The 22,459-nt window shown below is 53.0% G+C and carries 19 protein-coding genes and 1 other RNA gene; 11 read left to right on the top strand and 9 right to left on the bottom strand.

What is annotated here, in order from left to right; translation table 11 throughout:
* The first annotated feature begins 36 nt into the window (after nucleotides 1–36).
* From ihfA to selO, 7 genes are all read left to right on the top strand, one after another.
* Complete coding sequence (gene ihfA / locus RDN66_RS24080; RefSeq protein WP_003030571.1) at nucleotides 37–336, top strand: integration host factor subunit alpha; 300 nt, start codon at nucleotides 37–39, stop codon at nucleotides 334–336.
* A 99-nt stretch (nucleotides 337–435) separates the two neighbouring features.
* Nucleotides 436–1,419 (top strand): vitamin B12 ABC transporter permease BtuC, encoded by a 984-nt coding sequence (gene btuC / locus RDN66_RS24085; RefSeq protein ID WP_202217872.1) that lies wholly within the window; start codon nucleotides 436–438, stop codon nucleotides 1,417–1,419.
* A 119-nt stretch (nucleotides 1,420–1,538) separates the two neighbouring features.
* The gene (locus tag RDN66_RS24090; RefSeq protein ID WP_202217873.1) at nucleotides 1,539–2,093 is read left to right on the top strand and encodes a glutathione peroxidase; all 555 of its coding nucleotides are present in this window, start codon (nucleotides 1,539–1,541) and stop codon (nucleotides 2,091–2,093) included.
* Entirely contained in the window at nucleotides 2,090–2,851 is a 762-nt protein-coding gene (gene btuD, locus RDN66_RS24095; protein ID WP_202217874.1) for a vitamin B12 ABC transporter ATP-binding protein BtuD, read from the top strand. Before RDN66_RS24090 ends, btuD begins: the two co-directional genes overlap by 4 nt.
* Before the next feature lie 95 nt (nucleotides 2,852–2,946).
* A complete protein-coding gene (locus RDN66_RS24100) occupies nucleotides 2,947–3,411 on the top strand; it encodes an NlpC/P60 family protein (RefSeq protein ID WP_035896272.1) in 465 nt (154 codons plus the stop codon).
* Nucleotides 3,412–3,691: 280 nt separating this feature from the next.
* Nucleotides 3,692–4,405: an EAL domain-containing protein gene (locus RDN66_RS24105; protein ID WP_202217875.1), complete on the top strand. Its 714-nt coding sequence runs from the start codon at nucleotides 3,692–3,694 to the stop codon at nucleotides 4,403–4,405.
* Between the two features lie 61 nt (nucleotides 4,406–4,466).
* Nucleotides 4,467–5,909 (top strand): protein adenylyltransferase SelO, encoded by a 1,443-nt coding sequence (gene selO / locus RDN66_RS24110; RefSeq protein WP_202217876.1) that lies wholly within the window; start codon nucleotides 4,467–4,469, stop codon nucleotides 5,907–5,909.
* Nucleotides 5,910–5,940: 31 nt separating this feature from the next.
* Here selO and hemP read toward each other — a convergent pair whose 3' ends face one another.
* The 3 genes from hemP to RDN66_RS24125 form a co-directional block, all read right to left on the bottom strand.
* Nucleotides 5,941–6,120: a hemin uptake protein HemP gene (gene hemP, locus RDN66_RS24115; RefSeq protein WP_123652717.1), complete on the bottom strand. Its 180-nt coding sequence runs from the start codon at nucleotides 6,118–6,120 to the stop codon at nucleotides 5,941–5,943.
* Between the two features lie 137 nt (nucleotides 6,121–6,257).
* Nucleotides 6,258–7,304: a 3-deoxy-7-phosphoheptulonate synthase AroH gene (aroH, locus tag RDN66_RS24120; protein WP_035896134.1), complete on the bottom strand. Its 1,047-nt coding sequence runs from the start codon at nucleotides 7,302–7,304 to the stop codon at nucleotides 6,258–6,260.
* Between the two features lie 153 nt (nucleotides 7,305–7,457).
* Complete coding sequence (locus RDN66_RS24125) at nucleotides 7,458–8,291, bottom strand: pyruvate, water dikinase regulatory protein (RefSeq protein WP_035896136.1); 834 nt, start codon at nucleotides 8,289–8,291, stop codon at nucleotides 7,458–7,460.
* A 330-nt stretch (nucleotides 8,292–8,621) separates the two neighbouring features.
* On the opposite strand from RDN66_RS24125, the gene ppsA reads away from it, so the two are divergent.
* Both ppsA and RDN66_RS24135 read left to right on the top strand, forming a co-directional pair.
* Nucleotides 8,622–11,000, top strand: a complete 2,379-nt coding sequence (ppsA, locus tag RDN66_RS24130) for a phosphoenolpyruvate synthase (protein WP_035896137.1) — start codon at nucleotides 8,622–8,624, stop codon at nucleotides 10,998–11,000.
* A 232-nt stretch (nucleotides 11,001–11,232) separates the two neighbouring features.
* Entirely contained in the window at nucleotides 11,233–13,602 is a 2,370-nt protein-coding gene (locus tag RDN66_RS24135; RefSeq protein ID WP_202217877.1) for a glycoside hydrolase family 3 N-terminal domain-containing protein, read from the top strand.
* Nucleotides 13,603–13,661: 59 nt separating this feature from the next.
* Here the strand turns inward: RDN66_RS24135 and rprA are convergent.
* Nucleotides 13,662–13,761, bottom strand: an RNA gene (gene rprA / locus RDN66_RS24140) — antisense sRNA RprA.
* A gap of 175 nt (nucleotides 13,762–13,936) precedes the next feature.
* Nucleotides 13,937–15,058 (bottom strand): AI-2E family transporter YdiK, encoded by a 1,122-nt coding sequence (gene ydiK / locus RDN66_RS24145; protein WP_035896140.1) that lies wholly within the window; start codon nucleotides 15,056–15,058, stop codon nucleotides 13,937–13,939.
* A 258-nt stretch (nucleotides 15,059–15,316) separates the two neighbouring features.
* On the opposite strand from ydiK, the gene RDN66_RS24150 reads away from it, so the two are divergent.
* Nucleotides 15,317–18,373, top strand: a complete 3,057-nt coding sequence (locus RDN66_RS24150) for an FAD-binding and (Fe-S)-binding domain-containing protein (protein WP_308538237.1) — start codon at nucleotides 15,317–15,319, stop codon at nucleotides 18,371–18,373.
* Nucleotides 18,370–18,780 (top strand): 1,4-dihydroxy-2-naphthoyl-CoA hydrolase, encoded by a 411-nt coding sequence (menI, locus tag RDN66_RS24155; RefSeq protein ID WP_202217879.1) that lies wholly within the window; start codon nucleotides 18,370–18,372, stop codon nucleotides 18,778–18,780. The genes RDN66_RS24150 and menI overlap by 4 nt, the downstream gene beginning before the upstream one ends.
* Before the next feature lie 61 nt (nucleotides 18,781–18,841).
* On the opposite strand, the gene RDN66_RS24160 is transcribed toward menI, so the two are convergent.
* The 4 genes from RDN66_RS24160 to RDN66_RS24175 all read right to left on the bottom strand — a co-directional run bounded on the left by RDN66_RS24160 (nucleotide 18,842) and on the right by RDN66_RS24175 (nucleotide 22,209).
* A complete protein-coding gene (locus tag RDN66_RS24160; protein ID WP_202217880.1) occupies nucleotides 18,842–20,551 on the bottom strand; it encodes a penicillin-binding transpeptidase domain-containing protein in 1,710 nt (569 codons plus the stop codon).
* 539 nt (nucleotides 20,552–21,090) lie between these two features.
* Nucleotides 21,091–21,294, bottom strand: coding sequence for a putative selenium delivery protein YdfZ (ydfZ, locus tag RDN66_RS24165; protein WP_202217881.1), 204 nt, complete (start codon nucleotides 21,292–21,294; stop codon nucleotides 21,091–21,093).
* Between the two features lie 138 nt (nucleotides 21,295–21,432).
* Nucleotides 21,433–21,678, bottom strand: coding sequence for a hypothetical protein (locus tag RDN66_RS24170; RefSeq protein WP_202217882.1), 246 nt, complete (start codon nucleotides 21,676–21,678; stop codon nucleotides 21,433–21,435).
* A gap of 198 nt (nucleotides 21,679–21,876) precedes the next feature.
* Nucleotides 21,877–22,209 carry a hypothetical protein gene (locus tag RDN66_RS24175; protein ID WP_202217883.1) on the bottom strand — a complete coding sequence of 111 codons (333 nt, stop codon included), beginning with the start codon at nucleotides 22,207–22,209 and terminating at the stop codon, nucleotides 21,877–21,879.
* Between the last annotated feature and the right edge of the window lie 250 nt (nucleotides 22,210–22,459).

Consider the following 22,459-nt stretch of genomic DNA (forward strand, 5'->3'; position numbering starts at 1 on the left):
AAGAGCGATTCCAGGCATCATTGAGGGATTGAACCTATGGCGCTTACAAAAGCTGAAATGTCAGAATATCTGTTTGATAAGCTTGGGCTTAGCAAGCGGGATGCCAAAGAACTGGTTGAGCTGTTTTTCGAAGAGATCCGTCGCGCTCTTGAAAACGGTGAGCAGGTAAAACTCTCCGGTTTTGGTAACTTTGATTTGCGTGACAAAAACCAACGCCCGGGACGTAACCCTAAAACGGGTGAAGATATTCCCATTACAGCCCGGCGTGTGGTGACCTTCAGACCAGGACAGAAGTTAAAAAGCCGGGTCGAAAACGCAACACCCAAAGAAGAGTAATCTGAACTAACTAAAAAGGCCGCGCATGCGGCCTTTTTCTTTTCCTGGTGGCGTAACCACCGTAAAATCTAACGCTTTTCCACGAGCTTACGGATAACTATGCTGGTCTATGCATCCCAACAGCAGCGGCTTCACCGCCGCTGGCTCATCGTGTTGTCGCTCATTCTCCTGCTGATGTTGGTTATTGGCCTGTGCGCGGGCGATCAATGGATTGCACCAGCTGAATGGTTTACGGCGAAAGGGCAGCTCTTTATCTGGCAAATCCGCTTACCGCGCACGCTGGCAGTGATGCTGGTGGGGGCGGCGTTAGCATTATCTGGCACCGTGATGCAGGCATTGTTTGAGAACCCTCTTGCTGAGCCCGGATTACTTGGCGTATCAAACGGTGCGGGTGTAGGACTTATTGCCGCCATCATGCTCGGGCAGGGGGTGTTACCTGCCTGGGGGCCGGGTCTGGCGGCCATCGTCGGTGCGTTGACGATTACTGCCATTCTGATGCGTTTTGCTCGTCGTCATCTATCAACCAGCCGTTTGCTGCTGGCCGGGGTGGCGCTGGGTATTATCTGTAGTGCCTTGATGACCTGGGCTGTCTACTTCTCGACGTCGTTCGACCTGCGCCAGTTGATGTACTGGATGATGGGGGGCTTTGGCGGTGTGGACTGGCAGCAGCTTTGGCTAATGGGAGCGCTGGTGCCGGTGATGGTCTGGCTATGTCTGCAATCGCAGTCGCTAAACCTGCTGGCGCTGGGCGAAACGTCGGCCCGACAGCTCGGTGTGCCCATTGTGCTGTGGCGTAAACTGCTGGTGATGGCAACCGGCTGGTTGGTTGGGGTAAGCGTCGCGCTGGCGGGTGCTATCGGGTTTATCGGCCTGGTAGTGCCGCATATGTTACGTCTGTGTGGCCTGACCGATCATCGCGTCCTGCTGCCTGCTAGCGCGCTCGCCGGAGCCAGCACGCTTCTGTTTGCGGATATAGTGGCGCGTCTTGCGTTATCGGCGGCTGAGCTGCCCATCGGTGTGGTCACCGCCACATTGGGAGCGCCGGTATTTATCTGGCTATTGCTGAAGTCGGGCAAATACTAAGGGAAAATGGCCGCAGGACAGCAGCACCTTGATGAAAAAGCCTTGGTGTCACACCTGCGTCTCTGGCTATTATGAAAGGCCGGGCGATAAGACCCCACACACGCTGAAAAGAGGATGCTATGCAAACCAATGTTCTGAACACCCCCGTCACTACCATCGATGGCGAAAAAACCACGTTGGAAGGCTATAAAGGCAAAGTGCTGCTGATCGTTAACGTGGCATCAAAATGCGGCCTGACGCCACAGTACGAGCAACTGGAAGCGCTTCAGGAGTCCTTACAGGGCGAGGGCTTTACCGTACTGGGCTTCCCATGCAATCAGTTCCTGGGCCAGGAACCGGGCAGCGAAGAAGAGATCAAAACCTTCTGCAGCACGACTTATGGCGTCACCTTCCCGCTGTTTAGCAAAGTGGAGGTGAACGGTGAGCAACGTCATCCGCTGTATAGCCTGCTTACGCGCGCAGCGCCAGATGCCATTGCACCAGAAGGCAGCGGTTTCTACGAGCGTATGGCGAGCAAAGGCCGCGCACCCGCGCATCCGGGCGATATCCTGTGGAACTTTGAGAAGTTCTTAATTGGTCGCGACGGTGAAGTGATTAATCGTTTTTCTCCTGATATGACCCCTGACGACCCGATCCTGACTGCCGCCATCAAGCAGGCCATCGCTCAGAAATGATGCCATTGATGCAGCTTCAGAATGTCGGTGAAGGTGTTCGACTCCAGAGCATTAGCGCCGTTGTAGAACGAGGCGAAATGGTGCATCTGGTGGGGCCAAACGGTGCCGGGAAAAGCACGCTACTGACCAGAATGGCCGGACTCAGCCGCGGGAAGGGCGATATCGTGTTCAACGGTCAATCGTTGGAAACCTGGCCTGCAGCGCAGTTGGCACGACATCGGGCCTATCTTTCACAGCACCAGGCACCGCCGTTCGCGATGCCGGTCTGGCAATTTCTGATGCTGCATCAATCCCAGACTCAAGATACTACAGTGTCCGTCCATGTGGCGGATGCGCTTGGGCTGAGTAATAAACTTAAACGAAACGTCAGCCAGCTTTCCGGTGGCGAGTGGCAGCGCGTCCGACTGGCTGCCGTTATTTTACAGATTCATCCCGCGGTTAACCCGAATGGACAGCTTTTGCTGCTGGATGAACCAATGAACAGCCTTGATGTTGCTCAGCAGGCTGCGCTGGATAAACTGTTGGTAGAACTCTGCGCTGCCGGGGTTGCCGTGGTGATGAGCAGTCACGATCTTAACTACACCCTGCGCCATGCAGGCCATACCTGGTTGCTCTGTGAAGGCCGGATGATAGCCAGCGGTGGTACCGAATCCGTATTGCAGCCAGGCCATTTAGCGGCCGCTTATAATATGACCTTCCAGAAACTGGAAATAGCAGGTCACCAAATGCTCATTTATGAGAATGACGGCGAAAATTAATCCATACTCTTCTTGCTACTATCGGCATTGCTTGCTAGTCGATCGTGAATCGATATAATTTATGAGTGAATAAAAAAACAGAGGATGCGCTGGATATGCGTTTCTGGACTCTTTTTCTTGTGGCATTCATTTTAGCAGGGTGTAGCAGCCACCGGGCTCCGCCACCAAATCCGCGACTTTCGGATTCCATCGCCGTCATTGCCGGCCTTAATGACCAGCTACAGAATTGGCATGGAACACCTTATCGCTATGGCGGCATGACTCGCCGTGGCGTTGATTGTTCGGCGTTTGTGCTGATGACGTTCCGCGACAAGTTTGAAATGCAGTTGCCAAGGGAGACGCGGCAGCAGGCAAAAATTGGCACTGAGATAGATAAAGACGAGCTGCTTCCAGGCGATTTAGTCTTTTTCAAAACCGGCGCGGGAGAGAGCGGACTCCATGTCGGTATCTACGATACGGATAACCAGTTTATTCATGCTTCAACTAGTCAGGGCGTAACGCGTTCCTCTCTGGATAACGTCTACTGGCGAAAGAATTTCTGGCAAGCCAGACGAATTTAATCAGAAAGAAAAGGAGGCGAAATGCCTCCTTTTCTTTTAATCGGCCGTGAAAATTAAAATAAATAGCCTGCTATATTCTCGTTTTTGTTAGACAAGATCATAGAACTTAAGGTTGATTGTGTTATTCCGTGACTTTCGATTACAATCATTACGATCCAGTGACGGACCGATGAAATAAAAAGGAACCGATGAAAGGAATAGGCTCAGCATCCATTACCGTAGGTTTTTTGCTTTGTGACGTCAGGAACCCGGACATGACTTTTAGTGAAGGGCAGTCGCAATGATTGTAGCGCTGGATAATACATATAGTTCTCAGTTGTATTTTCTTCCCGCCCGAAATAGCGACGGGCTGCTTGTTGGCTTAAAAGTGGTGTGTCAGTTTAGCGGTCTTAATAACCACGTTCGAATTCCAACTAGCCTGGTGTTACCTCGCCTGACGCAACAACAAGAAATAACCTTGTTTCAAGAGAAACTGGCGCTATTGACCACCTGCCAGCTGTTTTTTATGCAGCATAATCTGACCGCGTGGATAATGATCCCGCCTGGTGTGGTCGATGCCTTACTGAATGATGAAGAACTCGCCGCCAGCGTGCAGCGTTTACCCTTTCTCGAGCTTGCCGTCAGTGAGCAGTTCCCTGGGTTAAATGATATTGATGAAAATCATCCGCTGAGTAAACTCAGCCACTATTTCCCGCTCGCGCTAAGCGATTTTGGTGCGGGTAATGCCTCTACCAGGGCGGTGTTTACCGGGTTATTTAAACGAATTGTGCTGGATAAAAGCTTTGTGCAGCGTCAGCTTAAATCCCTCTCGTTTGAACCTTTTATGCGCGCTATTGTGAGCCAGATTCAACCGTACTGTCAGGGGATCATGGTATCGGGGATTGATGATGAAACTATTCGTCAGCGCGTAATGCCTTATGGTTTTAACGGTATGCTCGGCAGTTTATGGCCAGTGGTGCCGGAATCATCTTTAATAACATTAGTGCAACAATAACCCTGCTGTTCCTCGGGTGTTTTACGTACCGTAACCCAATACACTACGGACAGGAGGAACCATGAACCTGTCATTTAACACTCGCTGGCGCGATGAGCTGCCGGGATTTTACACTTCGCTACAGCCTACACCGCTGAGCAATGCTCGCGTTATCTGGCATAACGCACCGTTGGCGCAGAAATTAACCATCCCTGAATCATTATTTTCCCCACCACAAGGGGCAGGTGTGTGGGGCGGCGAAACGCTATTACCGGGCATGTCACCGCTGGCACAGGTCTACAGCGGACATCAGTTTGGGGCCTGGGCCGGTCAACTCGGTGACGGACGCGGTATTCTGCTTGGTGAGCAGCAGCTGGAAAATGGCAAAACGCTCGACTGGCACCTGAAAGGCGCGGGCCTGACGCCCTATTCGCGGATGGGGGATGGTCGCGCAGTTCTGCGTTCCACGATACGCGAAAGCCTGGCTTCTGAGGCGATGCACTATTTGGGGATCGGCGGCACTCGTGCGCTGGCTATCGTTGCTAGCGATACGCCGGTCTACCGTGAGACGGTGGAATCTGGTGCCATGCTGATGCGCGTTGCTGAAAGCCATATTCGCTTCGGTCACTTTGAACATTTCTACTATCGCCGCGAAATGGAGAAGGTTCGTCAGCTTGCTGATTACGCTATCCGTCACCATTGGCCACATCTGCAGGATGAGCCCGACCGCTACGGTATGTGGTTCAAAGATATGGTTTCCCGTACGGCAATAATGATTGCTCGCTGGCAAACGGTAGGGTTTGCCCACGGCGTGATGAACACTGATAACATGTCAATCCTGGGCTTGACGATGGATTACGGTCCCTTCGGTTTTCTGGATGATTATCAGCCGGAATATATCTGCAATCATACGGACACTCAGGGGCGTTATCGTTTCGATAATCAGCCAGCGGTAGGGCTGTGGAATTTGCAGTGTCTGGCGCAGTCGTTGTCGACGCTTATTGATGTTGATACGCTCAACGCAGCGCTTGAGGGATATCAGCACACGCTATTCCGGGAATATGGCCAACGAATGCGCCAGAAGCTGGGGCTGTTTAGCGAGGAGAGCGGGGATAACGATCTGCTCAACGGCCTGTATGCGCTGATGGAGCGCGAGGGCAGTGACTACACGCGCACCTTCCGTCTGTTGAGCGATACTGAACAGCACAGTATAGCATCACCGTTGCGCGATGAGTTTATCGACAGAGCGGCGTTTGATGATTGGTTCACTCATTATCGCTCCCGTTTGCAGCAAGAGCACATTGATGATGCCCAGCGACAGCAGGCGATGAAGCAGGCCAACCCCGCTCTGATTTTGCGTAACTGGCTGGCGCAGCGTGCAATTGAGCAGGCTGAAAAGGGCGACTATCAGGAGCTAGAGCGTCTTCATGAAGCGCTTCGTGACCCGTGGCGTGACCGTGAAGATGATTACAGCCGTCGTCCGCCTGATTGGGGTAAACGGCTGGAAGTGAGCTGCTCAAGCTAACCGCTATGCTGCGTTGCCGCTGGCCGCGCAGCTACTTAGTCAGAATAAGTTTTCCCGCCTGAGTCTGGCGGAGCAAATACTGTTGTTCACCGTGTTCAATGATGACACGACCTTCCTGACCTAACAGCGTATGGCTGTCGATTCGTCGATCGGTGGGGAGAGGTCGAGGAGAATTATCCTTTTGCGGTTCCACTGCTGCGCACGTATCCATTAGCGACATATTTCATAATGAAAATCAATGTAACAATGATAACTATTATCAGTAATCGCTATGTTAACCGCAAGCGTTATTTATCATTTTGTGTGGTAAGGATTTATAGCCCGCTGCGGTGCAGCGGGCAGAGCGTACTACAGGCGGGTCGCGACGGCTGCCGCCAGTTTTTCCAGCAGCAGTTCGGTATCTTCCCAGCTCAGACAAGGATCGGTGATCGACTGGCCGTAGGTTAATGGCTGGTCGGCAACGATTTTCTGTGTTCCTTCGCGCAGGAAACTTTCTGCCATGATCCCGGCAATCGCGGAAGAGCCGTTGCGGATCTGCTGACAGATGTCGTCACACACTTCCAACTGACGGCGGTGCTGTTTCTGACAGTTGCCGTGGCTGAAATCCACCACCAGATGTTCCGGCAGGTCGAACTCGTGCAGCGTATCGCAGGCCGCTGCAATATCATCAGCGTGGTAGTTCGGCTTTTTGCCGCCGCGCATGATGATATGGCCGTACGGGTTGCCGCTGGTCTGGTAAATGGTCATCTGGCCATTTTTGTCCGGTGACAGGAACATGTGGCTTGCGCGGGCGGCGCGGATCGCATCCACCGCAATCCGCGTATTACCGTCGGTACCATTTTTAAAGCCAACCGGGCAGGAGAGCGCAGAGGCCATCTCGCGGTGGATCTGGCTTTCCGTGGTACGTGCTCCGATAGCGCCCCAGCTAATGAGATCGGCGATAAACTGTCCGGTCACCATATCGAGAAATTCGGTCGCTGTCGGTACGCCAAGGGTGTTTACCTGCAGCAGCAGCTTACGTGCCTGCTCAATGCCGTGATTTACGCGGTAGCTGCCGTTGAGGTCTGGGTCAGAGATCAATCCTTTCCAGCCCACGACGGTGCGCGGTTTTTCAAAATAGGTGCGCATCACGATTTCGAGTTCGCCCTGGTGTTTTTCGCGCAGCTGCTGCAAACGGCGCGCGTAATCCATCGCGGCATCAAGGTCGTGAATGGAACAAGGGCCGACGATTGCCAGCAGGCGGCGGTCTTCACCGTTAAGAATTTTTTCAATGCGACGACGGGAAGCGGTAACGTGCGCCGCAACGTCTGGTGACACAGGGTGGCGCTGAGCAAGTTCAGCAGGCGTAATCAGGCTCTCAATGCGAGCGGTACGCAGTTCATCGGTCTTATTCATGGATATCTCAGAAATTTGTTGCTTCGCCAGTCAATATGCTGGGAAGTGATGCACATCACGATAAACCAATCCCCGCTAAATTCAAGGGTGGCGCGTAATGTGCGCTCAATCACACTGCTATGATAAACAAATTTGATGTCATGTACTAGTGTATTAGTACATTCTGCGGCTTAATCCCATTATATCCATGATTTTTGTGGCAATTTCCTCTACGGAGTAATTGGTGCTGTTCAGCCACGGGATCTGGTGCCTGCGGTACAGTGCCTCGACTTCGGCTACTTCCATACGGCACTGGCGCATTGAGGCGTAGCGGCTGTTCTCCCGGCGTTCTTCGCGGATGGCGGCCAGGCGTTCCGGGTTAATCGTCAGCCCAAACAGCTTGTGTTGCAGCGGTTTTAATGACGCAGGCAGAACGAGGTTATCCATATCATCGGCGATAAACGGATAGTTGGCGGCCCGAATACCAAACTGCATCGCCAGGTAAAGGCTCGTCGGGGTTTTTCCACAGCGTGATACGCCGAGCAGGATGACCTGCGCCTGATCGAGGTTACGCAGCGAGATACCGTCATCGTGCGCCAGCGTATAATCGATGGCCGCAATGCGCGCGTCGTATTTGGTCAGATTACCCGGCGTTAAGCCGTGGGTGCGGTGGGCAATGGGCGTCGGGTCAAGCTTAAGTTCTTCCTGCAATGGGGCTACCAGCGCCTGGACGATGTCCTGGCAGAACCCTTCACATTGCAGAATAATGTCGCGAATTTCGGGGATAACGATGGAATAGAAGACCAATGGGCGGACGCCGGTTTGCTGATAGATAGCGTCAATTTGCTCCTTCACTGCCCTGGCGCGGCTTTCACTTTCGATAAACGGCAGAGTGATACTGTTTATCGCCACCGGGAACTGCGACATCACCGCGTGGCCGAGGACTTCTGCCGTAATGGCGGTACCGTCAGAAATATAAAATACCTGCCTGTCGACTGCGTTATCCATATTGCTTGACTCCCATTAATTGCCTGAAAGGGTAAATTAAATTTAAACACAACCCTGTGCTATTTGTCTTAAATTTAAAAATGAAACGGTATTTTTATTTTTAATGAAATGGTCGTTTCAATTTCCAAAAGATGCCAATAGACCGCTGGTTGCTGTGCCTTTTTAGTCGAATCAGTAGGTTATGAATAACCGGGAATCAATCCGAAAAAGTAAAAAAATAATTTGCTTACACGATTCACCGTTTTTTTCAGCCGTTTAAATATGCGAGGATAATTTAAGTAGTCAGTCGTTACTTATCACTGCTTCTTTAATCAAAAAAGGATTGTCTCGATGTCCAACAATGGCTCGTCACCGCTGGTGCTTTGGTACAACCAACTCGGCATGAATGATGTAGACAGAGTTGGAGGCAAAAATGCCTCCTTGGGTGAAATGATTACGAATCTGTCCGGAATGGGGGTTTCTGTCCCTAACGGATTTGCCACCACTGCCGATGCGTTTAATCAGTTTCTCGACCAGAGCGGTGTGAACCAGCAGATCTATCAACTGTTGGATAACACTGATATTGACGACGTTACCGCCCTGGCGAAAGCCGGCGCGCAGATCCGCCAGTGGATCATCGACACACCTTTCCAGAGCGAACTGGAACAGGCTATTCATGAAGCCTACAACCAGCTGGCTGCCGATAACGCCAACGCCTCTTTCGCCGTGCGCTCCTCAGCCACCGCAGAAGATATGCCGGATGCATCCTTCGCCGGCCAGCAAGAAACGTTCCTCAACGTCCAGGGTTATGAAGCGGTGCTGGTGGCGGTGAAGCACGTATTTGCGTCGCTGTTCAATGACCGTGCCATCTCCTACCGCGTTCACCAGGGTTACGACCACCGCGGCGTTGCGCTGTCTGCGGGCGTCCAACTGATGGTGCGTTCTGACCTTGCGTCTTCCGGCGTGATGTTCTCCATTGATACCGAATCCGGCTTCGACCAGGTGGTATTCATCACCTCCGCGTGGGGCTTGGGTGAAATGGTCGTACAGGGTGCGGTTAACCCGGATGAGTTCTACGTACACAAGCCAACGCTTGCCGCAGGTCGCCCGGCGATTGTGCGCCGTACGATGGGATCGAAAAAGATCCGTATGGTCTACGCGCCAACGCAAGAGCATGGTAAACAGGTACGCATTGAAGATGTGCCGCAGCAGCAGACTGACATCTTCTCGCTGACCAACGATGAAGTGCAGGAGCTGGCGAAGCAAGCCGTGCAGATCGAAAAACACTACGGTCGTCCAATGGACATCGAGTGGGCGAAAGACGGTCACACCGGCAAACTGTTTATCGTTCAGGCGCGTCCGGAAACCGTGCGTTCGCGCGGACAGGTGATGGAGCGCTACACGCTGCACTCTCAGGGGCGTATTGTCTCTGAAGGCCGCGCTATCGGCCACCGTATTGGTGCGGGCCCGGTGAAGGTCATTCATGACATCAGCGAAATGAACCGTATCCAGCCAGGCGATGTGCTGGTGACCGACATGACCGACCCGGATTGGGAACCGATCATGAAAAAAGCGGCGGCGATTGTCACCAACCGTGGCGGCCGAACCTGTCACGCGGCGATCATCGCTCGTGAACTGGGGATTCCTGCGGTAGTGGGCTGCGGCGATGCCACCGAGCGCATGAAGGATGACGAGAAAGTCACCGTTTCCTGCGCTGAAGGCGACACCGGCTACGTTTACGCTGACCTGCTGGACTTCAGCGTGAAAAGCTCCAGCGTTGATACCATGCCGGATCTGCCGCTGAAGATTATGATGAACGTTGGTAATCCTGACCGCGCGTTCGACTTTGCCTGCCTGCCGAATGAGGGCGTCGGTCTTGCTCGCCTGGAGTTCATCATCAACCGTATGATTGGCGTGCACCCGCGTGCGCTGCTGGAGTTTGATGACCAGGAGCCTAAGCTGCAAAACGAAATCCGCGAGATGATGAAAGGCTTCGACTCGCCGAAAGAGTTTTACGTTGGTCGTCTGACCGAAGGGATCGCGACGCTGGGCGCGGCGTTCTATCCGAAACGCGTCATTGTCCGTCTCTCTGACTTCAAATCGAACGAATACGCCAACCTGGTGGGCGGCGAGCGTTACGAGCCGGAAGAAGAGAACCCAATGCTGGGCTTCCGCGGCGCTGGTCGCTACGTGTCCGATAGCTTCCGCGACTGCTTTGCACTGGAGTGCGATGCGGTGAAACGCGTGCGTAACGACATGGGGCTGACTAACGTTGAGATCATGGTGCCGTTCGTGCGTACCGTGGAGCAGGCGAAAGCGGTGGTGGACGAACTGGCGCGCCAGGGGCTGAAACGCGGTGAGAACGGGCTCAAAATCATCATGATGTGCGAGATCCCGTCTAACGCCTTGCTGGCGGAGCAGTTCCTTGAGCACTTTGACGGTTTCTCTATTGGCTCAAACGACATGACGCAGCTGGCGCTGGGTCTTGACCGTGACTCTGGCGTTGTCTCTGCGCTGTTTGACGAACGTAACGACGCGGTAAAAGCACTGCTGTCGATGGCGATTCGCGCCGCGAAGAAGCAGGGTAAATACGTGGGTATTTGCGGTCAGGGGCCTTCTGACCACGAAGACTTTGCCGCCTGGCTGATGGAAGAGGGGATCGATAGCCTGTCGCTGAACCCAGACACCGTCGTCCAGACCTGGCTGAGCCTGGCCGAACTCAAAAAGTAGCGCCATCGTGAACTGAAATCCCGGGCATCGACCCGGGATTTTTTTGCCCATCGGGTTGCGGGGGATCACACTCCGGAAAGAAAACCAAAAATCGTAAATCTGCTGGCAATTTCTACAATTGTTCCTCACGCATCACTTCTGAATACTGATTCGTAAATGTTAACACCATGTACTTACCCATCATCATTAGCCAATGATTTCGGGTACTTATCAGCGACTCAGGAGACCGGCTATGACCCCGATTTACAAAGACCCTCAGCGCCCGATTCAGGAACGTGTAGCAGACTTACTGGCCCGTATGACCCCTGAAGAAAAATATGCCCAGATGCACGCCTGGTGGTTGGTGCTATCGGAAGACGGCAATCACCGCGAAAGAACGGATATGAGCGATGAGTTTGCAGGGGTAAGCGAACAAACGTCGCTGCATGAACGTTTAAAACTCGGCGTCGGGCAGATTACCCGTCCGCTGGGTACCCATATTGTGGATGCGAAGACCGGCGTCCGGGCGGCAAACCGTCTGCAAAAAATGATGATGGAAGAGACGCGCCTGGGTATTCCCGCGCTGTTCCACGAAGAGTGCCTGGTCGGGCTTTTATGCAAAGATGCCACTCTGTTCCCGTCATCGCTGAATTATGGCTCAACCTGGGATGCGGAACTGGTCAAACGTGCCGCTCAGCAAATTGGTGAAGAAGCTCGTTCTACCGGCTGTAAGCAGGGGTTAGCGCCCGTGCTTGATGTTTCCCGCGACGTTCGCTGGGGACGGACAGAAGAGACCTTTGGTGAAGATCCATGGCTGGTAGGGGTCATGGCTTGCGCCTACGTTGAGGGACTGCAAGGTGAAAAGCGAGACGTGCTGGCGACGCTGAAACACTATGTGGGTCACTCATTCAGTGAGGGCGCGCGCAACCATGCACCGGTCCATCTGGGCTTCCGCGAATTGAATGACACGTTCCTGCTGCCGTTTGAAATGGCGGTGAAGCAGGCCAACGCGGGGTCGGTGATGCCCGCTTATCATGACATTGATAATCAACCGGGCCATAGCGACAGCTTCCTGCTGACCACGGTACTGCGTGAACAATGGGGCTTTGACGGCATTGTCGTCGCAGACTACGGCGGCGTGAGTCTGCTGCATCAGCATCACGGTGTGGCGGCAGATGCGGCAGAGTCAGCGGCGCTCGCCTTTAATGCCGGGCTGGATGTGGAGCTGCCAAAAGATGATTGTGCTCGCCATATGGCGGAAGCTGTCGCTCGCGGGCTTATTACGCCGGAAAAAATTGACGAGATTGTGGCGCGCACGCTCACCGAGAAATTCCGCCTCGGCCTGTTTGAACATCCGTATACCGATGAAACCGCGATTTCGCTGCAATCCGATGCTACTCGCCAGGTCGCGCGCGAGGTGGCTACCCGCTCGATGACGCTGCTGGAAAATCGAAATGCGTTACCGCTTACCGGTAAGCCGCGCGTCGCCGTGGTGGGCCCAACGGCTGATGACCCGTTGGCGTTGCTGAGCGGCTACAGCTACCCGGTGCATCTGATTATCAGCGATATGATGGAAAAAACGTCACAGGTCACCACGCCGCTGGTGGCGCTACGCCATTATCTGGGTGATGGCCTTGTTCGCTATGCCAAAGGTTGTCATATCATCGAACAGCGGATGGCCGGTGCGCCGGTATTCCCTGGGGATAGTTCGGGTAAACCGATGCAAGCGTCACCGGTCTCTCACAGTCTGAGACTGATTCCAGAAGCCGTTCGTGCAGCGCAAGACAGTGACGTGGTAGTCGCCTGTGTAGGCGACCTCGCTGGATTATTCCAAAGCGGCACGGTGGGTGAAGGTTCGGATACTGACAGCCTTAACCTGCCGGGCGTACAGCAACAGCTTTTGCAGGCGCTGGTGGATACCGGTAAGCCAGTCATTGTGGTCATGACCGGCGGGCGTCCGTATAACCTACAGGGATTAGAGTCGAAGGTGGCCGCCTTGATGCTAGCCTGGGCGCCGGGTCAGGAAGGGGGCTGGGCCATCGCTGATGTGTTGACCGGACGCGCCGAACCGCAAGGCCGTCTGGTAGTCAGCGTGCCAAAAAGCGCAGGGGCGATGCCGTTTTACTATAACCATAAGCTCAAAAGCGGCGGTACACCGTTCGCCTTCCACTTTGGGGCACGTTATCCGTTCGGTTACGGAAAAGGTTGGGGGGAGTTTAGTTTTGGCACCCCGCAGCTTCAGCAAAGCCAGGTGGCAATTGAGGGTGAAATTACGCTGCGTGTAACGGTGAAAAATAACGGTGAACGTAGCGGGAGTGAGGTCGTACAGCTCTACGTTCGCGATAAAGTGGCTTCGATGGTACGCCCGCTTCAGGAGCTCAAGGCTTTCCAGCGGGTGACGTTATCGCCGAATGAGCAGGCGACACTGACCTTTACCATCCCTGTCGATATGCTCAACTTTACCCGCTACGATGGCCAACGCATTGTAGAACCCGGCGAGTTCGAACTGCAGATAGGTACGTCTTGTGCGCAGATTCATGGGCGTGTGTCGGTACAGGTTAAGGGTGATACCCGCGTGCTACCGTCTGACTGGCGGATGATGAGCCACTGCGAAGTGCGCTGAGTTGCTGCCATCCCGGACGAGTCTCGGTGAGCCGGTTCCGGGATGTGTCCGTACGGTAGGCAAAAAAAAGCCCAACGTGGGAGTTGGGCAAAGACTACACACAGCAATTCGTTGTTTCACTCAGGGGATAGATAAATCAAGGGGTTGATCTATTACCTTAGGACTCATACTAGGCCATGCGCCGTTTTTGCGTCGATCAGATTCCTCTCAATAGTTAAAGAAATGTGAATAATTTCCGTGGCATGTCGCAAAAAGTGAAGGGAAGAAGCTGGGTGAAGTGGGGTAATGGTGAGTTTTGCTTAAGTAAAAGGCGGGTTGCCCCGCCTTTTTTACCTTACTGTTTTGGATAGTTATTCTGCTCAAGCTCGGCCAGCTCTTCCAGCACCTGGTCCGGGTCTCGTGAAGGTGGCGGAACTTCATGCAGCCAGGCATCAAACAGACGCCAGGAGACGGCGAGCAGCACCGGGCCGATGAACAGGCCAATCATGCCAAATGCAACCAGTCCGCCGATAACGCCGGAGAGGATCAGAATCATCGGCAGGTCAGCACCCATACGAATCAACATCGGGCGAATCACGTTATCCATCGTCCCAACCACGCAGCTCCAAACCAGCAGAACCGTTCCCCAAGTGGTGTCACCCGTCCAGTAGAGCCAGATAATGCACGGTACTAACACAATCAAGGGCCCAAGCTGTACCAGACAGGAGAAGATCATCACCACGGTCAGCAGCGTCGCGTAAGGGACGCCAGAAATACCAAGGCCAATACCGCCGAGCACGGCCTGCACCAGCGCGGTCACGACCACGCCCAGCGCCACGGCACGAATTGCCTGTCCTGCCAGCAGCACTGCCGCATCACCGCGTTTCGCCGCCAGACGGGTCGCGAAATAGCGCATACCAAACGCAACTTTTTCACCTTGCCAGTACAGCAGGGCGCTGAACAGCAACATCAAAGTACTGTGCATCAGAAAACGCCCGACGTGTGCGGCCTGCCCGACAAACCAGGTGGTCGTGGTGCCGATATATGGGCGAACCTTAGCCATCAGCGCGCTGCCCCCCATGTCCAACAGGCTATGCCATCCGCTATAAAGTTTGGCTCCAACGAAAGGAATGCTGTTGAGCCAGGCCAGATCGGGCAGGGTCAGCGTGCCGCTGGTAATGGCGTGCACCAGCGGCGTGGAGCCATCAACCAGGCTATTGACCAGCAGCGCAATGGGGATAACGAACAGTAAAAAGAGCAGCAGCGTCATCACCAGCACAGCCAGCGAACGGCGACCGAAAAGCTTACGCTGGAACCAGAGCAGAACCGGCCAGGTGGCAATAACGATGGTGGATGCCCAGGCGAAGCCCAGAATAAACGGCTGAACTATCCATAAACAGGCGATGATCATCAGTGCCAAAAACAGCACGGATAGCAGTATTTGTGGAATATCACGAGGCCGAGGAATCGTGTTCATAAATGAGTTTTACCTTCAGTTGCTTGTCAGCGTGTTGACGCAGCGTAAATCCGTTCATCGATAATAATATCAATAAATTCCCGGCGCTGATTCTGCGACAAAATCTACCGGGCGTATAAGAAAAAAATGTGATAAAAGAATAACGGCACGACGCAAACGATTAATTACTCTCTACACATCATCTTTGCCGTTTGGCTGTTCGCGTAAACCGGCAAAATTTTGTGCGTACAACACAACATTCAGAAAGGGTCACAAGTAATGATCCCACAGATTTCCCAGGCACCGGGCGTAGTTCAGTTGGTGTTGAATTATTTGCAAGCACTGGAGCAACAAGGCTTTACCGGCGACACCGCCACCCGTTATGCCGATAGGCTGACGATGGCGACCGATAACAGTATCTACCAGCTTCTTCCCGATGCGGTTATCTTCCCTCGTTCCACGGCAGATGTCGCACTGCTGTCCCGTATAGCGGCAGAAGAGCGCTTCCAGTCTCTGATTTTCACCCCGCGCGGCGGTGGTACTGGCACCAACGGTCAGTCGCTGAATCAGGGCATCATTATTGACATGTCTCGCTACATGAACCGCATCATTGAGATCAACCCGGAAGAGGGTTGGGTGCGCGTTGAAGCGGGCGTGATTAAAGATCAGCTTAACCAATATTTAAAACCTTACGGTTATTTCTTCGCGCCGGAACTGTCGACCAGTAACCGCGCGACGTTAGGCGGGATGATTAATACCGATGCCTCCGGGCAAGGTTCGCTGGTGTACGGCAAAACATCTGACCATGTGCTGGGCGTTCGCGCCGTGCTGCTGGGCGGCGATATTCTTGATACGCAGCCGGTTCCCGTTGCGCTGGCTGAAACACTGGCGAAAGAGCAGTCGGCGGCAGGACGCATCTACCGAACCGTCTATGAACGCTGTCGGGAAAATCGTCAGCTGATTATCGATAAATTCCCGAAACTGAACCGCTTCCTTACGGGCTACGACCTGCGCCACGTCTTTAATGACGAGATGACCGAGTTTGATTTAACCCGCGTGTTGACGGGCTCCGAGGGGACGCTGGCCTTTATTACCGAAGCACGGCTGGATATTACGCCGCTGCCGAAGGTACGTCGTCTGGTGAATATCAAATACGACTCCTTTGATTCGGCGCTGCGTAACGCGCCGTTTATGGTTGAAGCGCGCGCGCTGTCGGTCGAAACCGTCGACTCTAAGGTCCTTAATCTGGCCAGGGAAGATATTGTCTGGCACTCGGTTAGTGAACTGATTACCGATGTTCCAGATAAAGAGATGCTGGGGCTGAATATCGTCGAGTTCGCGGGTGATGATGAAGCGCTGATTGAAGGTCAGGTTAGTGCGCTCTGCCAGCGACTGGACGAACTGATTGCTCAACATGAAGGCGGCGTTATCGGCTGGCAGTGTTGCAACGAACTCGATGGTATTGAGCGCATTTACGCGATGCGTAAAAAAGCGGTCGGGCTGCTCGGCAACGCTAAAGGGGCGGCTAAGCCTATCCCATTTGCCGAAGATACCTGTGTACCGCCGGAGCATCTGGCTGACTATATCGTTGAATTCCGCGCGCTGCTTGATAGCCACGGCCTGAGCTACGGGATGTTTGGTCACGTTGACGCGGGCGTATTGCATGTGCGTCCCGCGCTCGACATGTGCGACCCGCAGCAAGAGATCTTAATGAAGCGGATCTCTGATGATGTGGTGGCGCTGACCGCCAAATACGGCGGCCTGTTATGGGGAGAGCACGGTAAAGGTTTCCGTGCGGAATATAGCCCGGCGTTCTTCGGTGAACAGCTTTATGGCGAACTTCGCAAAGTGAAAGCGGCGTTTGACCCAGACAACCGTTTGAACCCAGGGAAAATCTGCCCGCCGGAAGGTGTAGACGCGCCGATGATGAAGGTGGATGCGGTAAAACGTGGCACCTACGATCGTCAGATCCCCGTCACCGTTCGTTCATCCTGGCGTGGCGCGATGGAATGTAACGGTAACGGTTTGTGCTTTAACTTCGACGCGAAAAGCCCGATGTGTCCGTCGATGAAAATCACCAACAACCGTATGCATTCACCAAAAGGTCGTGCGACGCTGGTGCGCGAATGGCTGCGCCTGCTGGCGGATCGCGGCGTTGACCCGCTCCTGCTGGAGAAAGAATTGCCGGAAAAACGCGCGAGTCTGCGCTCGATGATCGAACGGACGCGCAATAGCTGGCATGCCCGTAAAGGTGAGTACGACTTCTCACACGAAGTGAAAGAGGCGATGTCTGGCTGCCTGGCCTGTAAAGCCTGTTCAACGCAGTGCCCGATCAAAATCGACGTACCGGAATTCCGCTCCCGGTTCCTGCAGCTTTATCACACTCGCTATCTGCGTCCTGTGCGCGATCATCTGGTGGCAACAGTAGAAAGCTACGCGCCGCTAATGGCGCGTGCGCCGAAAACATTCAACTTCTTTATGAGTCAGCCGCTGGTCCGTAAGCTTTCTGAAAAGCATATTGGCATGGTGGATTTGCCGCTGCTTTCGGTACCTTCATTGCAAAAACAGATGGTGACGCATCGCTCGGCAAACATGACGCTCGAGCAGTTAGAAGCGCTGTCGCCTGAGCAAAAAGCGCTGACCGTGCTGGTGGTGCAGGATCCCTTCACCAGCTACTACGACGCGCAGGTAGTGGCGGACTTTGTCCGTCTGGTTGATAAGCTCGGCTTCCAGCCGGTGCTGCTGCCGTTCTCGCCAAACGGTAAGGCACAGCACATTAAAGGCTTTGTGAGTCGCTTTACGAAAACGGCGCAAAAAACCGCTGATTATCTTAACCGTGTGGCCGAACTTGGCATGCCGATGGTGGGGGTCGACCCGGCCCTGGTGCTTTGCTATCGCGATGAATATAAACAGGTACTTGGCGATAAACGCGGTGATTTCAATGTGATGTTGGTACACGAATGGTTGCCACAGATACTGGAACACAAAGCGCATACGCTGTCTTCTGGCGAACCCTGGTATCTGTTTGGTCACTGCACGGAGGTCACGGCACTGCCGACGGCACCGAAGCAGTGGGCCGCCATTTTTGCCCATTTCGGCGCGAAGCTCGAAAACGTTAGCGTGGGCTGCTGCGGCATGGCCGGAACCTACGGGCATGAAGTAAAAAATCACGCCAATTCACTGGGTATCTATGAGCTTTCATGGCACCAGGCTATAGAAACGTTGCCCCGTAACCGCTGTCTGGCGACAGGGTACTCATGTCGCAGCCAGGTGAAGCGCGTCGAAGGAAGCGGCGTACGCCATCCATTGCAGGCATTACTGGAGATGATGGGATGATCTGGAAAAGACGAACTACGCTGGAAGCACTTAATGCGATGGGCGAAGGCAATATGGTCGGGCTACTGGATATCCAGTTTGACCATATCGACGACGATTCATTGGCGGCGACAATGCCGGTGGATCATCGCACGCACCAACCGTTTGGTCTGCTTCACGGTGGCGCATCGGTGGTGCTGGCGGAGACGTTAGGCTCGGTGGCGGGCTATCTGTGTACCGAAGGTGAAGACAGGGTGGTAGGGCTTGAAGTCAACGCCAACCATATTCGTTCTGCGCGTAGTGGTCGCGTTCGTGGCGTGTGCAAAGCGCTCCACGCAGGTCGTCGTCATCAGGTCTGGCAGATTGAAATCTTCGATGAGCAGGGGCGTTTATGCTGCTCATCGCGGTTAACGACTGCCGTCGTCTAAGAGATTTGCACGGCGCTATATCTGGCGCCGTGCAAACCCGCTATTCAGCCCATCCTAGGTATTATTGCGGCAGCGCATCTGGTGCAATGTTCATGTTCTTCAGAACCGGTCCCATGATATTGCCAAAGATAGGTGCTGCAACTGAGCCACCAAAGTGGGTGCCGGCGGTTGGGTTGTTCACCACGACCACCAGCGCCACCTCAGGATGACTGACAGGGGCAACCCCGGCGGTATAGTTCACGTAACCGCCATCGTATTTACCACTGTCACCCAGTTTTTCCGCCGTACCTGTTTTGGTCGCCAGCCGATATCCAGGCACTGCGGCTCTCACGCCGCTGCCGCCGGGAAGCACGTCACTTTCCATCATATGGACGACAGTTTTTACGATCCTAGGGTCGGCAACCTGCTGGCCCATCACCGGTGGCGTCACTTTAGTGATGGAAAGCGGGCGGTAGACACCATATGAACCCATGGTGGCATATTCGCGGGCAATCTGTAGCGGTGTGACGCGCAGTCCATAGCCGAATGAGAAGGTGGCGCGTTCAATATCTGCCCACTGTTGGCGGTGGAGTGGGAAATAACCCACGCTTTCACCGCTCAGCCCCAGATCGGTCGGTTTCCCAAGGCCAAACGCCTGGTAGGTGTCAACCAGCGCCTGGGCTGGCATTGCCAGCGCGATGTGGGACACGCCGATATCACTCGATTTCTGCAGGATGCCGGTCGGAGTCAGTTGCGGCCAGTGGCCAACGTCGCGAATAAGGTGACCGTTCACGCTATACGGTGTGGTATTAAGTAGCGTATTCGGCTGAATGATATTCCTCTCTAGCCCTTCAATAATGACCAATGGCTTAACCGTCGAACCAGGCTCAAAGCTGTCGTTGATAGCCACATCGCGCATTTGCGTTTGGGTGGCGTTATCAAAGTTATTGGGGTTGTAAGAAGGATAAGAGGCCATGGCGAGGATCTCGCCGGTATCAATCTTAACCAGCACGGCGGCACCGGAGTCGGCTTTATTCAGCAGTACGCCGTCGCGCAGTTTGCTGTACAGGGTGTACTGGTCGAATTTATCAATACTGAGCTGAACGGTCGGCGCTTGCTTCGGTGCATCGTAATTTAATACGCTGATAATGCCGCCATTGGCGTCCTTACGGTAAATTTCCTTACCGGGCTCACCTTGCAGAATATTGTCATAACCCTTTTCGACGCCGTTCAGCCCCGTATTATCCGCACCCACGATGCCAATTAACGGCGCGGAAGCTTCACCCATCGGGTAGAAGCGGCTGTCATCGTAAATTTCGCTGATACCTTTTATATGAAGGTCAGCCACATCTTTAGCGATACCGAGCTCAACTTTGCGTCCGAGAAAAAGAAAGTGACGGCGTGAGTTCTGATAAATTTTGCTCGCAATTTGTTCCGGTGTGGTATTTAGCGCAGACGCAAGATACTGCCATTTAGGATCGCGGAAATTAGGACTGGCCTCAACGATTTTCACCGGGTCCGCAACCACATCACGCGAAGGAACGCTCATTGCCAGGGCTTCGCCGTTGCGATCCACTAAGGTACCGCGGTTAGTTGGCAGCACGATGGTGCGCAATGAACGCTGATCGGCCTCGCGTGCCAGCATGGGATGGTTAAGGAATTGCAGATCTGCCACTCGCACCAGTAAAACAGCAAGGCAAAACAGAATACCAATACAAAGTATTATGTAACGAGATGTAATAAATGAGTCTTTATTTTGCTTTTCTGTTGATTTGTTTTTCATTTGTAACATTAAACCACATGATTTTTATTTTTATTAATAAAATGCCGATGGCCGAAGCATAAATCATGACCACAGTTATGCGATGTAAATATCCATTTTCAGGCGAGCGTGGCAATCAGTTTACAGGTAATGTCATTGATAACAAGCCATTAAGTTAACATATTATTTCAAGGCTCAAGTCATATTATCTCGCGCCAGTTAAGGGATGATAGCGGTGATATTCCGAAGGATAGCGACACAAAAAGTGCCCATAGGTGAATTTGTCATCACTTACGTTATGGGTATTTTGTCGTGTGCCATGCCGTTATCGGAATTATCCAGGCTGAATTGACTCATACTGGCGAGGTTATCGCACTTTCTTTAAAAGATACCAAGGCGTCATCGCTGGATGATAAATCTGCAGGGGGCAAAGCGTGGGTAAAGGGTGAGTTGATAAACCAAGACGGCCGGATGAGCAGTTACTCAAAAGAATACAGAAATAAAAAAGGCCACATGGGTGGCCTTATGCTGTTATTTTTCACACAGTTCTACGTCGATACGATAACGTATTAGTTGAAGCCAAGACGGATCAAATCCAGTGGGCAATACACACCATCGCAGCCCTCAATTTCAACGCAGTCAGTACGGCGCAGTTGCTCAGCCGTTTTACCTTCACCGTGAATTGACCGGATAACGCCCGTCGCGCCATTGTTAGCAATCATGACGCGGCTGCCGATAGTGATAGCGTTACGGTTACGATCGTAGGTTTTCATCGTCTCCTCCTTTCACATTCAAGACGGGATATATTTGCGGTGTGAATTAATACCGCTATCGAACACGTCATGTTTTGAGCTTCGTCAAAAGAGAGGGTTATTCCGTTGTAGGAAATCCCTTGATTATCAAAGAGGCCGTTAAGATTTTCTGGAACCAATAAACCAGATGAGGAATCCTGCTGCGGCACCGGCACAGGCAATGCTAAGGTAGAGGAAAGCGTGTTCGAGAAAATAGCGCTGAAGGGTCATCCGCCCAGTCCAGACATCCTCAGATGAATCACCAACGGCAAAGTCAATGAAGACCAGCACAAAGGTAAACATGAGCGCATAAGTCATCATCATGTAGCAAAGTGAGAAAAAATTGAATGAAGAATGGCTGCGCACGAGGGGAACCTAGGTTTGGTTTGAACAAGTAAGATAGCTTATTGTGTAACAGATGCCTAGATGTGAAATGCAGCGTTGAGACCGATGACGGGTAAAGACGAGAGTGAAATGTGTGAGTGGTGAAACCGGATGAGGATAGACGTCCGTTTGAACGATGACGTTTCCTCAACCGCTAGATTTGCTGTCCGCTACCCGCGCTTAGCCAAAAGTTGGATAAACTCCGCGTTCGTCTAATTTGATGCAATGTTTAAGACGCTCTTCTCCGCGATAGATATAACCGAATGAGTCGGTCGATACGCGATGAAGAAGAGTGTCGCCATTGGCGAAGGGGATGATTTCGACATCACCTACGTGCTTATGGCCCGCGCCGGTTTCAAAATGTCCTTCCCATGCTTCCTGTGTGTGTTCATAGACGTGCAGAATGACCTCGACGAACCCGCGTCCCTGGCAGTTCAACTTAAGAATGGTTGACGAGAAATTGAGGGCGTAGGCCTGAAAAGAGAAAAGGAACAAGAAAATCGCTAACTTCATAACATTCACTTTATTTATTAAAAACCAAGAAACGAGGGATTGTTACTGTTTTGGGTAAGGATAATCTTGCTGTCGATCAATGAGAGGCGTATCAACTACTATTTGCTATTTAATTAATATGTTAGTCATATCTTGACCTGCCCCCACGATTAGATACAACACTCAGTTAGTAACGTCGGAATCTTCATTCTCAGAATGACCCTTTCTCCAGCCCGCTGCAAATTCAGACGGTGTCTGATAATTCAGCGTG

It is taken from the genome of uncultured Kluyvera sp., from assembly GCF_902485085.1.
In the GTDB taxonomy this organism is placed as follows: domain Bacteria; phylum Pseudomonadota; class Gammaproteobacteria; order Enterobacterales; family Enterobacteriaceae; genus Kluyvera; species Kluyvera ascorbata.